Here is a 13,129-nt window from a genome sequence, read left to right as displayed (position 1 = left end):
TCAGGCCCCCTCCAGTTGGCTCGCGCCGGCGTCCCGGCCGCCGAGCCGTCGCAGCAGCAGGGCGAGAGCGAGCCCCACCAGGACGAGGATGACCGCGATGACGCTGGCCGGCCCCATCAGGCTGGCCTGGAATCCCCGCTTGTACATGTCCAGTGCCAGGACCCGGGTGGCGTCGCCGGGGCCGCCTTCGGTCAGGACGAAGATGAGGTCGAAGAAGGTCAGCGACCCGACCACCATCAGCGTCGACGAGGTGATGATGGTGTACCTCAGCTGGGGCAGCGTGATGCTGAAGAACTGCCGGATCCGTCCGGCCCCGTCCAACTGGGCCGCTTCGTACAGGGAGCTGGGAATCTGCTGGACGCCACCCTGGTAGATCAGGGAGTGGAACGGGACGAACTGCCAGGAGACGACGAAGACGACGACGCCGAAGGCGAGCCCGGGCCGCCCCAGCCAGTCCTGGCTGAGCAGCGGGAGCCGGAGACCGGCCCCGAGCCCGAAGTTGGGGTCCAGCAGGGCCTTGTAGGCGATGGCTATCGCCGCGGAACTGAGCATCAGGGGGACGAAGTACACCACCCCCAGCACCGCACGGTAGCGCTGTCTGCCCGCGAGGAACGTGCCGAGCAGAATACTCAGCGGCGTCTGAACGGCCCACGACACCGCCATCACCATGAAGGTCACCCAGAGGGCGTGCGGCAGACCGGGGTCGGTGAGCACCGCACGCCAACTGGTCAGCCCCGATCCGTGGATGGTGCCGATGCCGTCCCAGGTGGTGAAGCTCAGCGCGAAGACACCGACGAGCGGGATCACGGCGAAACCGACGAAGACCACCAGCGCCGGTGCCGCCAGCCAGGGCAGGATGCTGCGCGGACGGCCGCGCGGCGGACGGCCGGTGAGTGAACTCATTTGCCGATGACCGCGTTGAGGTTGCCGGCGAACCGCTCCGGCGAGATGGACAGCTGGAACAACTTGACGATGTTGTCCAGCAGGGTCTCGGCGGCCGTCGGACTGAGGGCCTGGTCCCAGGACTGCACGAACGTCTTGGCCTTGGTGGCGATACCGTAGTTGACCTGGAGGAAGTCGGCGCTCTTGGAGGCGGCCAGCAGCTTTTCCGTGCCCAGCCGGACGGGAACCGACCCGTTGTCGATCCACGCCTTCACCTCGGCGTCCTGGAGGACGCCGGTCGCGAAGAAGTCCTTGGCGATCTTCTTCTCCTCGGCGGTGGCCTTCGCGGAGATGGACAGGTACTGGGCGGGGTTGCCGACCGCGTCGCTCGGATCACCCTTGCCGCCGTCGACCGGCGGGAAGTTCATGTAACCCAGTCCGCCGCTAGAGACGAAGTCTCCGCCGTCGGTCTGCTGGATGCCGTACGACCACGCACCGTGCAGCATCATCGCGGCCTTGCCGGTGTACAGCAGCGCCTGGTCGGCGTTGGAGTCCGCGGTGATGGAGGAGAACCCCTTCACGAACCCGTCGGCCTCGACCAGTTCCTGCACCCTGCTCAGCGCGGCGATGGCGTCCGGGTTCGACCAGGCGTTCTTCTCTCCCTCGACGACGGCCTGGAACACCTCGGGGCCGCCGATGCGGTCGAACAGGAACTCCAGCCACATCATGTTCGTCCAGCGGGACTGACCCCCGAGGGAGAACGGTGCTATGCCCTTCGCGTTGAACTTGGGCACCAGCGCCATGATGTCGTCCCAGGACTCCGGCGGCTGTACGCCGACCTGGTCGAAGACCTTCTTGTTGTAGTAGAGGATGATCGGCTGCACGGTCTCGCACGGCATCGCGTAGATCTTGCCGTCGACGGTCGCCGCGCCGAACGAGGTCGGGATCAGCCCGTTCTTGACCTCGGGATGCTCGTCGAACCACGACGTGAGGTCCTCGACCTGGCCCGCCTCCGCGTAGGTGCGCAGTGTCCCGCCGCCCCAGCCCCAGATGATGGTGGGCGCCTGCCCGGCACCGATGGCGGTCTTGATCTTCGTCTTGTACGCGTCGTTCTGGAACGTCGTGTCGTCGATCCGGTCGTCGGGATGGGACTTGTTGAACGCGTCCACCGCGCCGGACCGGACACCTTCCTGCGGTTGGCCGTTCAGGTACCAGTACGTGGCCCCACCACCACTCTTGCCGGGGCCGGACGAGCCGCAGGCCGACAGTGCCGCGGAGACGGGCACAGCGGCGGCCAGGCCGAGGAGGGTACGTCGGGAGAGCGCCATGTCTTTCCTCCGCACTCGAGAGCCACCGGCTTCTCGGGAGTCATGGTGAAAGTTTTTCGAAACAGCCTTCTCCGAAGCTCTGTTCGTGCAAGCTAGGTTTCGAGCTGAGTGACTGTCAAGGGATGTGCAGGAGCGTTCTGGTGGTGCCGTCGCCGCTGCAATACCAGGCCGATCGGGCAATCCGAGAGACCTCGTCAGGTTCGAAAATATTTCGAAATCGGTCGAGGTCGCAGGACCTGCCGGTACCTCTCCGGACGGGCTCGTGGCAGGTTGCCGTACTGTTGACCGGTTCCACCCGTGTCGCCGGCCCGACCGGCGACTCACCACGCCGGTGGACGTCTGGGGAGGGAACCGATGCGACCGAACGCGAGACGCACCACTTTGGCGGACATCGCCCAAGCGGCCGGCGTCTCCGTCGCGACCGTGTCCAAAGTGGTGAACGGCCGCGGTGACGTGGCGCCGCAGACCCGCACCCGGGTGCAGGAGCTGCTGCACCACCACGACTACCTCGCCCCCGTCTTCCGCCACACCGAGGCCGTCGAAAGCCCGACCATCGAGGTGCAGTTCAAGGGCGGCCTGAAGTCCTACGTCGCCGAGACCTTGGAAGGGATCATCGACTCCGCTTCCGAACTGGGGGCTTCGGTGGTGATCAGCAAGGCGTCCCGTGCCCCGCACTGGGCCCGGGACCTGGTCTCCGCCGGACGTCGTGCCGTCATCGCGATCACCAGCGTGTACACCACGGCGCACCTGAACGAACTGGCCCGGTCCGGGCTGCCGTTGGTCGTACTGGACCCCCTGCACCTGCCGGACAGCCGGGTGCACAGCGTGGGGGCGACCAACTTCGCAGGCGGCCTGGCCGCGACGCGGCATCTGCTCTCCCTGGGCCACCGCCGCGTCGCCTATCTCGGCGGACCCGCCATGGCCGTGTGCAACCAGGCACGTATGCACGGTTACCGCGCCGCCATGGAGGCCGAAGGGGCCCGAGTACCCGAGGCCTACGTCCGGCCGGGAGAGTTCACCAACGAAACCGGACTACTCGGAGCCGCCGCGCTGCTGGACCTGCACGAGCCCCCGACGGCGATCTTCGCGGGCAACGACGAGATCGCCGTCGGGGTCATCGAGACCGCCCGGGGCCGAGGACTACGCGTCCCGGAAGACCTGAGCGTGGTCGGCTTCGACGACACGAGCCTCGCCGAGATGGCCTCACCGCCCCTCACCACCGTGCGCCAGCCGCTGCGGGAGATGGGCGGTGCCGCCCTGCGTACGGCCCTCCGACTGGCCAACGGTGAGAAGGTCGACTCCCACCACATCGAGCTCGCCACCGAACTCGTCGTACGTGCCTCGACGGCCCCGCCACCCGAGGAGTCCTCGCAGCGCGGGTGACCGAAGCGCTCGATGCGTGAAGGAAGCCGGTCACCTGTTCGCGAACACCCACCGGTTGCCCGCCAAGGCGTCGTTCTCCTCGGGGAATGGGCCGCGTCCGTGGCGGTGGGTGAATTCGAAGGGGGTGTGGACCGATGTGGACCAGCCGTTGCCCGCCAGCGCGCCGACGGAGTCCGGGCGCGGTTCCTTCGCGAACAGGCCGAGCAGGTCGATGCCGATCTGCCGGGTTGTCGCGGTGTAGAGAGGACTGTCGCGGTAGGTCATCAGGTCAGGCTCGAGCTTGACCTCGTAGGCCAGGGCGCTGCCTCGCGCGCTCAACCGGTCCACCTGTGCGATGAGGGCCGTCTCGGCGACGGCGGGGAGGTAGAACAGCAGCCCTTCGGCGAGCCAGACGCTCGGTGCGGCCGGGTCGAAGCCGGAGGCGGCAAGCGCGGTGACCCAGTCGGCGCGGAGATCCACCGGGACCGGGACGCGCGCCGCCTTCGGGGCGGCCGACAGGCCGTCGAGCACCTTGTGTTTGAAGGCCAGCACCTCCTCCTTGTCGATCTCGAAGACGACACTGCCGGTGGGCCAGTCGAGCCGGAAGGCACGCGTGTCCAACCCCGCGCCGAGCAGCACGACTTGACGGGCGTCGGTCCGGTGCGCCGACTGGAGGAGGAAGTCGTCGAGGACCCTCGTCCGCAGGCCGAAGTAGCGGGCGAAGCGTCCCCACAGCGGGTTCGCGTCCCCGCCCGCCACCTGGTGCAGGCGGACCGGCCAGCCGTGGGAGGCCGGCGCGGCGAGCACGAAGTGTTCCGCGAAGACATCCTGGGCGAGACTGTCGTCGCGGTACGTTTCGATGGCTCGCGCGGCGGCGACCAGGAGCGCGGTCCTCCCCACCCCGCTCGTGACGCCGGTGTCGTGCTCTGTCGTTCCGGCCACGCTTCCTCCGTTGACGGATGTGCTCATCGGCTCCGCTCCCGCGGGACCACGACGGGTTTGACGACACGGCCCGCTTCGCAGTCGCGTTCGGCCTCGTTGATGTCGGTGAGCGGGTACGTACGGATCAGCTCATCGAAAGGGAACCGGCCTGCCTGCCACAGGCCGATCAGCCGCGGGATCAGCAGGCCCGGCACGGCGTCCCCCTCGCAGAGGTGTGAGATGCGCCTGCCCCGGTCCAGCGCTCCCGGCTCGATCGGCAAGGTGGTGTGCAGCCGTGCGACCAAGCCGAGGTGGCCGGTCGGGCGCAGGGACCACAACGCGTCGTTGATCAGCGAGGGGACCGCCGTGGTGTCCAGGGCGTAGTGCGCGCCGCCGTCGGTCAGCCGGCGGATGCGGGCGGACAGATCGGATGCCGTGACGGGCAGGGGGATCGCGCCGTAGCGCTCCGCGAGGACGAGCCGTTCGGGGGACCGGTCGACCGCCACGGTCACCGCTCCGGACGCCGTGGCCGCCATGATCGCGGCCAGGCCCACCGCACCCGCGCCGAAGACGGCCACGGTCTCGTGCGGTCCCGCGCCGAAGGTGTTGAGGACCGCCCCCGCGCCGGTGAGGAATCCGCAGCCCAGTGGTCCGAGCAGGTCGAGGGGAAGGGCGGGGTCGACCCGTACGGCGTTGCGGGCCGGGACCAGCGCATACTCGGCGAACGAGGACTGGCCGAACCAGCGCGGGGCCAGTCTTTCCCCCGCCGCGTCGGTGAACCTGGCGGCGTTCTCCTTGCGCCCGCCGAACAGGTTGAGCTCGGCGAACGAGTCGCAGTAGGCGGGGGCGCCGCCCCGGCAGTTCGGGCAGTGGCCGCAGGAGTCGAAGCTCAGGACGACGTGGTCGCCGGTGGTCAGGCCGGTGTGCGGCCCGCCCGTCTCCACCACGGTCCCGGCACCCTCGTGCCCGAGCACCGCCGGCAGCGGTGAGCGGCCGCCCGGTCGTCGGACGGCGAGATCGGTCCGGCACATCCCGCAGCCCGCGATCCGCACCAGTACTTCGTCGTCGTCGGGCCCTGTGTCCAGCAGCACTTCCTCGACCGCGAACCGTCCCTCGGGGGACCGCAGGACCGCCGCGTCGAACTTCCTCGCCATGTCAGTGGTCAGCCCGCGGCGGGGGCGGCCGCGTGCTCCCGGGCGTGCCGGTCCATCTCCGCGCGGAAGGCGGCGACCAACCGCGGCTGGATCCTGCCGGTGTCGCGGTCACCGCCCTCGCAGACCGCTCCCCGCACACCCACGATGTCCGCGCCGATGCGGGTCAGCGCACCGAGGTCGCCGGCCTTCACGCTGCCCGCGAGAGCGGCGAGGAGCCCGGCAGCGTGGGCTCGTCGCACGAACTCCGCGCAGACCTCCACCGGTACATGGTCGAACAGCCGGGTCCCGTCCTTGATCGCCGTGTCGAGCATGGCCGCGTCGGCGCCCGAGCGCAGGGCGATGTCGGGGAGCGCGAGCGGGTTGACGCAGCCGATGCGGTGGGCGTCGGCGTAACCCGAGGCGACGACGAAGGCGTCCGGCCGGTGGTCCTTCACCGCCCGGACGACCCCTTGCATGACCTCGACCCCTTGTGCGGGCGTGGTGCACCCGTAGAGCCCGACCTTGATGTACGTGGCTCCCGAGACAACCGCGCCGAGGGCCGCCTGCGCCACGGTGCCCGGCTTGTACGGCACGTCTCCGACGGTGGCGGACACCGGCTTGTCGGCGGGGACCACTCCCCGGATTTCCCTGATGACCCACGGGAAGTTGGCGCCGAGCGAACCCTCGGCGGGTCTCTTCACATCGACGATGTCGAGATGCTGCGCCGCCTTCGCACACTCGAGGGCTTCCTCGACGCTGTCCGGGGAGATCAGAAGTAACAACGTGTGCTCCTTCCCGCACCCCCCTCAGTGCCTGGGGAGCAGGCAGGAGTGTGCGAACACGCTCGGGTCTTTGCGGTCCGCTCATCATCAGCGGTCGCCCGCGACCACCGGTAGGGCGCACGAGAACCGAGGGAGGCGCTCCCCCCGGGATCGATGCGCCGTGCGCGCCGGTGCAACCGGCACCGCGTCACGTTCATGCCGACGCGGTGCCATCTTCACTCTTTATGTTGACCAGCCGGTCTTCCCGGGACACCGGGCCCGCAGCCCCGGATAGTTGCTGCTCGGCCGGCACACGCGGCCCAATCCCGGACGCGAGAACAAGAAGGGGCACACACATGCGCACCGAGGCAGTCACACGCGTAAAACTGGTCTTCACCCTGTTCGACGCCGACGGCAACGGGGTTCTGGAAGCCGACGACTTCAAGCTCATGAGCGACCGGGTGGCCGCGGCGGTGCCCGACGCCGACGAGGCCCGCACCGAGGCCATGCGCGCCGGCTTCCGGCGCTACTGGGAGACGCTGGCCAAGGAACTCGACACCAACCGCGACGGCCGGATCACCTACGACGAGTTCCAGGACTGCGTCCTGTCACCGGAACGCTTCAGCGGCGCCGTGGACGCGTTCGCGGCGGGCTTCGCACGCTTCGGTGACGTGGACGGCAGTGGCACCGTCACCCGCCCGGTGTTCATCGGAATGATGCGAGGAGTCGGCTTCGACCTGCCCAACATCGAGGCCCTCTTCAACGCGTTCGAACCCGACGCCGCCGACCGGATCCGGGTGGACGTCTGGGAGGCCGAGATCAAGAACTACTACGCGCCGGACAAGGGTGGTGTCCCCGCGGACCTGCTGGCGGCCGCCCCGACAGCCTGACGTGCCCCGGCTCGAGGCCCGCTCCTTGTGAGTTCGGAAGGGGGCAACGGAACAACGGTTCGTTGTCTCCTTGTCCTGTGGCGATAGCATGCCGACATGGCAGCTCAAGCTCATCCCGCCCACCCGCAGCGGTCCGCGGTCGCGGAGGAACCCGCCGTCGGCTGGGCTCCGGCGCATCGTCTGGAACAGGACGCCGCGCTGCTGGGACGTCTGCTGACCGCCGCCGGCCACCAGCACGGCGACGGGCAGCACCCTGAGGTGAGCGTCGACGATGTGGCGGCCGGGCTGAGCCTGTTCGAGGACATGCGCGTGGCGCTGGACCGGCTGGAGACCCAGGTCGTCATCGAGGCCCGGCGCCGCGGCATGGACTGGCGGCAGATCGCCGGGCATCAGGGCCTGAACTCTTCCCAGCGCTACCAGCGGCTGGTGACCCGCCTCGAAGAAATCCGTCAGGGCGTTCGGTAGAGGGGCGCAGCAGATGACGGACCAGCCGCAGCCCTTGTTCACCGCGGTCGACGCGCTGCTCGCCGCCGTCGACGGCGGCAGTGTGCTGCCTGCCTTGGACGAACGGGTCAGGCTGCGCGAGGCGGCCGGACTGACCCAGGCCGCCGTAGCCCAGACCCTCGGCGTGCGCGTTGCCAGCATCCAGGCATGGGAGGCGGGCCGAGCCGAACCGAAGGCCGAACGCCTCGAGGCCTACCGCAGACTCCTGGACGGCCTGTCCCGGCGCTTCCCGGTGTCCGCCGCGCCGTCCGGCAGCAGCGAGGCCGGTCTGCCGCGACCGGACCAGGGCACCCCCCCGCCACCAGCCGTCCGCGCGACACCGCATGCCGCGCCCGCGCCCCCGTCCCGCCCGGCGGCGGCCGGCAGCAGACAGCCGGCCAGGCGTGCGGGCGGGAAACAGAGCACCGCCGCCCCCCACGCCGCGTCGGCCGGCACGTCGGCGGACGCCGATGCGCGGTTCGCGCACGGGCCGCTGGCGGTCGTCGACACCGACGCCGACGGCCAGGTCCTCGCGTACTGCATGGGTGGCCTCGTCCTGGACGTACCCGCCAAAAGCCTCGCGGCCCTGGTGGACTGGACGCTGCACGAGGCACGGCTCGGGCAGGCGAGACTGTCCGGGCCGGGCAAGGACGCCGACCCGCTGCTCGTGCTCACCGAGACCGCGCTGGAACGCTACGGCCTGCCGACGACGCTCACGGAGAAGGAGCGGCTCGCCGGGCGGATCCCGGAGGACCACAAGGTCATCAAGCAGCTGGCCCGCGCGGACTGGAAGCTGACCCGGCGCGGCTTCGGACCGTGGGCGCGGATCTACCGCCCCGCCACCGGCGCACAGCGCTCCTGCGTGCAGCTGTGCATCCTGTCGTGGCACGCCCTGGACGCCCGGCACTGGGGTGCCGCCGCGCAGCTGCCGCCGGCGGAACTGGCCCGCGTGCTGGGCGTGTACGCCTCAAGGGTGATGACGCCGCGCGGGTCGACCGCTGTCACCGGTCTGGAGCTGATGACCGCGCTGCATCCACCGACCCGCGCCTCGGCGCCGGACGCGGCGGGCAGACGGCGCTCCGAACACAACCCCGGCAGTCTGGGCCAGGACCCCGTCGACTGCGCGCCCTGCGAGGCCCCCGACGGCCACCCGCTCCTGGCGGACCTGCCGCGCTTCCACGTCCGCGGACCCGACGAGAAGCTGTTCGAAGAGGCATACGACTGGGCCAGGCCGATGACCGACGCCGAGTGCATGCTGCGCCACCTGGTCGGCATCGACGTCAACATGGCCTTCGCCGCCGGCGCCAACGGCCTGACCGTCGGCCTCGGCGCCCCCACCCACGTCAAGGCACCCGAGTTCGACGCGAAGCTGCCCGGCTCCTGGCTGGTCGACCTCTCCCACGTCGACCTGTCCAGGGTGAGGACCGGCAAGGAGTGGGTGGAGCTGGACGCCGCCCTGCTGCCTTCCCCGTTCACCCCCAAGGGCGACCGGCCCCAGGGCCCGGCCTGGTACGCCACACCCACCGTCGCCTACGCGGTGGAGCTCGGCTACGAGGTACGCCCGCTGGAGGCATACGTCCGCCACGACAGCGGCCGCTACCTGGACGGCTGGTACCAGCGGCTGCGCGACGCCTACCTCGCCACCATGGCCGACCTCGGCGTGAGCGCCGACATGCCGCCGGCCGACTTCCTCACGGCGATGGACGGCTACCGGGACCGCGACCCGCAACTCGCCATCGTGGCCTCCGCCATCAAGGCGACCGTCAAGGGCGGCCTGGGCAAACTCCGCGAACGCCCCCGCGGCGAGGGCTGGAAGCCCGGCCAGCCCTGGCACGCCCTGGCCAGGCCCACCTGGCGGCCGGACATCCGCGCGGCGGTCATCTCCCGCACCCGGATCAACCTCCACCGGAAGATCGTCAAGCACGCGGCGTTCACCGGCCAGTACCCCGTCGCCGTCCTCTCGGACTGCGTCGTCTACGCGGCAGCCGGCCCCTCGCCGCTGGACTTCCTGCCCTACCGGAGTGGCAAGGCGCTGCCCGGCGGATTCAAACTCGGCGTCAACCCCGGCCTGGTCAAACACGAGGGCACCCAGAGCGTGCTGTGGGGCGAAGAGGTCCGCGACCGGTTCGACGCCCCCGACCTCAACCTCGCCCGGTACATCAAGGACGGCTCGGTCACCGATGCCGACCACGGCGAGTAGGGGAGCAGGCAGGCGATGAGCATGTTCGCGGACGGCCTGGACGCCGCCGTGCGGAAGGCGTTCACCCGCCCCGCACCGAAGACCGCGCCCGCGCGGATGCGCTACCTGGTCCGGCAGCTGAAGGGCACCCGCGCGGTCGCCCAGCTGCTGCGCGTCTCCCAGCGCACCGTCGAGCGCTACGTGAAGGACGAGATCAAAAAGCCCCGACCGGACCTCGCAGCCCGCCTGGAGCGCGAGGTGAACAGGCGCTGGCAGCCGCAGATCCGCGCCAAGGCGAGGCAGAGGGCGGCGACCACCGACGGCATCGTCATCGACACCCGAGCCCGCCTGGGTTACACCGCCCCCATCGGGTCGACGGACCAGGACCGCATCCGGCACCTGACCGTCGCCCTGCCACCGGCCTACGCCGCCCGCCTCTTCGACGCCCAGGAGGCCGGCGCCACCGACACCCGCCTCCAGGAGATCGCGGCCGAGGCCCTCAAGGAGGTCTACTTCCAGGACGGCGGCCGACGCGCCGGCTCCCTGGAAGAAGTCCGGTTCACGGACATCGAGCACCTCGAGTTCGACCTGTAGCAGCCGTGCCCGGCGAGCCGCGACCGGTGTGCGGGAGCGCGAATGCGATGTCGGCCAAACCGATGAGTCTCGTGCGGGCCCGCAGTCCCTACCCCCGGATCCACCGACCGGGGTGGGCCTGTGCCGGGAACGTTCCAGCACAGGACGAAGGACATGGAGGCAGTGATGGGCGTCGACGACTCCGAGCAGGGGACGCGGATGAGCGGTCCCAGGGTGTTGGTGGCGGGGGCGAGCATCGCGGGACCCGCCGCGGCCCACTGGCTGCGCCGGTGGGGGGCCGAGGTGACCGTGGCGGAGCGGGCTCCCGAGCTGCGTCCCGGCGGGCAGGCGGTGGACGCGCGCGGGGTCGCCAAGGAGGTCATCGGGCGCATGGGGTTGGACGCGGCGGTCCGCGCGGCGTGCACCGACACCGCCGGCGCCCACACCGTGGACGCGGACGGGCAGGTGCTGGAGACCTTCCATGCGGACGACGACGGTGGCGACGGCTTCATCGCGGACATCGAGATCCTGCGAGGGGACCTGTCCCAGGTGCTCTACGACGACACCCGCGACGGCGTCGAGTACATCTTCGGCGACCGAATCGCCGAACTCGCCCAGGACACGGACGGGGTCGACGTGGTCTTCGCGGGCGGCGACCGGCGGCGCTTCGACCTGGTGATCGGGGCCGACGGGCTGCACTCGGAACTGCGGGCGATGGTCTTCGGGCCGCATGAGCGGTTCCTCCGCCACCTCGGGCACGTGCTGGCCTTCTACAGTGTGCCCAACGAGTTCGGGCTGGACCGCTGGCTGCTCGAGTACCAGGACCAGGAGTCCGGGCGCTCAGCCCTCCTGCGGCCCATCCAGGACGCCACTCGGGCGATGGCGATGTTCTACACCGCCTCTGCCTCTGCTGATTTCGACGTCGACTACCGGGACGTCGCGGCCCAGAAGCGCCTGCTGCGTGAGCGGATGGCGGGCCTGGGCTGGCTGGTCCCGGACATCCTCGCGCACCTGGACGACACCCCGGACTTCTACCTCGACCAGGTCGCCCAGGTGGTGATGGACCGCTGGTCTAGCGGACGGGTGGGACTGCTCGGGGACGCGGCGTTCAGCTCGTCACCGATGTCCGGGCAGGGCACCGGGCTGGCGCTGGTCGGCGCCTACGTGCTGGCCGGAGAGCTGGCCGCCGCCGAGTGGGACCCCGACACCGGGTTCGCCCGCTACGAGGCGCGGATGCGCTCGTTCGTCGAGGCCAACCAGGAGATCGGCCGATTGAACGCCCGCAGCCGCGAGGTCCCCGGACCGGACGCCGAGCCGCGCCCCGATTTCACGAGCGAATGGTTCACCGAGCTGGTCGGGCGCGCGATCAACGGCATCGAGCTGCCCGACTACACGGGAGTGCCGGACTCCGTGGCCCAGGCCGGACCGCCGATCACCTCGTCAGCCAAGCCGTAGGTCGGGAAGCGCGGCGTCCGAGGCGATCCGGTCGACGGCCAGGAGCAGCCCCGCCCCTCCGTGGCAGACCGACGCCTCGGTGATGTCATGTGTTACAGGACGAGCCCGAGCGACCACAGATCGGACGCCGGATCGTCGTCGTGACCGCGAACGCGCTCAGGAGCGATGTACTCGGGCGACCCGATGAGTTCGCCCGTGGCCGTCGGCGTGGTGGTGGCCCGCCTCGCGTATGACGCGCTCACGTACGGCGTCCGAGGCGTCCATGTCCGGGCGTACGGACTTGAGTGCGACTTCACGGTGCAGCACGGTGTCCCGAGCTCGCCGCACCACGCCCATTCCCCCACTGCCGAGCCGCTCGATCAGCTTGAAACGGCCGTGAACGATGTCCCCCGGTGCGTTCATGTGAGTCCGACTGCCCGACGGCGTCGTCGGCAGCAGCGCCGCTTGGCCTTCATTGTCTGGGGCGTGGCCCTCGCACGGTTCGCGTCGGCGGATCGACGTTTTACGGCTGGTCCTCGGGTACTCGCCTCATCGTGCCGAGGGCTCTGGCCGGACGTCAGCTCAGCCTCTTGGCAGCAACGAACGCTACAGAGAGGGAAGTTCTCAGATGAGCACGGTCAAGGAAGCGGTGGACGTCGAGGTTCCCGTGCACACCGCCTACAACCAGTGGACCCAGTTCGAGGAGTTCCCGCATTTCATGGAGGGGGTCGAGGAGGTCAGGCAGCTCGACGAGCGGCACAACCACTGGGTCACCCAAGTCAGCGGTGTGAAGCGTGAGTTCGACACCGAGATCGTCGATCAGCTCCCCGACGAGCGCATCACGTGGCGTACCACGACGGGTGACACCGACCAGAAGGGCACTGTCCGCTTCCAGCGCCTGGACGACACGCACACCCGGGTTGAACTCGTCATGGACGTCGAGCCCACCGGCGTCGCGGAGAAGACCGGCGACATGCTGGGAGTCATCGACCGGCGGGTGAAGGGCGACATGCAGCGCTTCAAGGAGTACATCGAAAAGCGCGGCGACGAGTCGGGAGCTTGGCGCGGGCGCATCAGGCCGGGTGAGTGACCACGCCACCGCCCTGCGCTCACCGGCCGAGCGCCCTCGCAACGCGGGTGGGCCCGCCGCCTCAGGTAGGCGGCGGGCCCACCCGCGTGTCCG

12 protein-coding genes and 1 pseudogene are annotated in these 13,129 nt (G+C 70.1%); 7 read left to right on the top strand and 6 right to left on the bottom strand.

The genetic code is table 11. From position 1 onward, the window contains the following. On the bottom strand, positions 1–903 hold the full coding sequence (locus ACIRGB_RS09750) for a carbohydrate ABC transporter permease (RefSeq protein ID WP_403860901.1): 903 nt from the start codon (positions 901–903) through the stop codon (positions 1–3). Then, a complete protein-coding gene (locus ACIRGB_RS09745) occupies positions 900–2,210 on the bottom strand; it encodes an extracellular solute-binding protein (RefSeq protein ID WP_403860898.1) in 1,311 nt (436 codons plus the stop codon). The genes ACIRGB_RS09750 and ACIRGB_RS09745 overlap by 4 nt, the downstream gene beginning before the upstream one ends. Positions 2,211–2,564: 354 nt before the next feature. Here ACIRGB_RS09745 and ACIRGB_RS09740 point away from each other — a divergent pair, with 354 nt between their 5' ends. Then, positions 2,565–3,593 carry a LacI family DNA-binding transcriptional regulator gene (locus ACIRGB_RS09740; protein WP_403860895.1) on the top strand — a complete coding sequence of 343 codons (1,029 nt, stop codon included), beginning with the start codon at positions 2,565–2,567 and terminating at the stop codon, positions 3,591–3,593. Positions 3,594–3,623: 30 nt separating this feature from the next. Here ACIRGB_RS09740 and ACIRGB_RS09735 read toward each other — a convergent pair whose 3' ends face one another. From ACIRGB_RS09735 to ACIRGB_RS09725, 3 genes are read right to left on the bottom strand one after another with little or no spacing between them, the layout of a single operon-like run. Beyond that, positions 3,624–4,541 carry a class I SAM-dependent methyltransferase gene (locus ACIRGB_RS09735; protein ID WP_403860892.1) on the bottom strand — a complete coding sequence of 306 codons (918 nt, stop codon included), beginning with the start codon at positions 4,539–4,541 and terminating at the stop codon, positions 3,624–3,626. After that, on the bottom strand, positions 4,538–5,647 hold the full coding sequence (locus ACIRGB_RS09730; protein WP_403860890.1) for an NAD(P)-dependent alcohol dehydrogenase: 1,110 nt from the start codon (positions 5,645–5,647) through the stop codon (positions 4,538–4,540). The genes ACIRGB_RS09735 and ACIRGB_RS09730 overlap by 4 nt, the downstream gene beginning before the upstream one ends. An 8-nt stretch (positions 5,648–5,655) precedes the next feature. Further along, positions 5,656–6,408 (bottom strand): (5-formylfuran-3-yl)methyl phosphate synthase, encoded by a 753-nt coding sequence (locus tag ACIRGB_RS09725; protein WP_403860886.1) that lies wholly within the window; start codon positions 6,406–6,408, stop codon positions 5,656–5,658. A 335-nt stretch (positions 6,409–6,743) separates the two neighbouring features. Here ACIRGB_RS09725 and ACIRGB_RS09720 point away from each other — a divergent pair, with 335 nt between their 5' ends. The 5 genes from ACIRGB_RS09720 to ACIRGB_RS09700 all read left to right on the top strand — a co-directional run bounded on the left by ACIRGB_RS09720 (position 6,744) and on the right by ACIRGB_RS09700 (position 11,967). Beyond that, the gene (locus ACIRGB_RS09720; protein ID WP_403860883.1) at positions 6,744–7,277 is read left to right on the top strand and encodes an EF-hand domain-containing protein; all 534 of its coding nucleotides are present in this window, start codon (positions 6,744–6,746) and stop codon (positions 7,275–7,277) included. A 96-nt stretch (positions 7,278–7,373) separates the two neighbouring features. Continuing rightward, positions 7,374–7,742 carry a hypothetical protein gene (locus tag ACIRGB_RS09715; protein ID WP_403860880.1) on the top strand — a complete coding sequence of 123 codons (369 nt, stop codon included), beginning with the start codon at positions 7,374–7,376 and terminating at the stop codon, positions 7,740–7,742. Between the two features lie 13 nt (positions 7,743–7,755). Next, entirely contained in the window at positions 7,756–9,960 is a 2,205-nt protein-coding gene (tap, locus tag ACIRGB_RS09710; protein WP_403860877.1) for a telomere-associated protein Tap, read from the top strand. A gap of 15 nt (positions 9,961–9,975) precedes the next feature. Further along, complete coding sequence (tpg, locus tag ACIRGB_RS09705; RefSeq protein ID WP_403860874.1) at positions 9,976–10,533, top strand: telomere-protecting terminal protein Tpg; 558 nt, start codon at positions 9,976–9,978, stop codon at positions 10,531–10,533. A 153-nt stretch (positions 10,534–10,686) separates the two neighbouring features. After that, positions 10,687–11,967 (top strand): FAD-dependent monooxygenase, encoded by a 1,281-nt coding sequence (locus ACIRGB_RS09700; RefSeq protein ID WP_403860871.1) that lies wholly within the window; start codon positions 10,687–10,689, stop codon positions 11,965–11,967. A gap of 95 nt (positions 11,968–12,062) precedes the next feature. Here the strand turns inward: ACIRGB_RS09700 and ACIRGB_RS09695 are convergent. Further along, positions 12,063–12,369 (bottom strand): annotated as a pseudogene (locus ACIRGB_RS09695) (hypothetical protein); the annotation flags it as partial. Between the two features lie 205 nt (positions 12,370–12,574). Here ACIRGB_RS09695 and ACIRGB_RS09690 point away from each other — a divergent pair. Beyond that, the gene (locus ACIRGB_RS09690; protein WP_403860868.1) at positions 12,575–13,036 is read left to right on the top strand and encodes an SRPBCC family protein; all 462 of its coding nucleotides are present in this window, start codon (positions 12,575–12,577) and stop codon (positions 13,034–13,036) included. Positions 13,037–13,129: the final 93 nt, after the last annotated feature.

This window comes from Streptomyces sp. NPDC102490 (assembly GCF_044765285.1).
GTDB lineage: Bacteria > Actinomycetota > Actinomycetes > Streptomycetales > Streptomycetaceae > Streptomyces.
The sequence above is the reverse complement of the archived record's forward strand: the minus strand, read 5'-3'. Positions and strand labels throughout refer to the sequence as shown.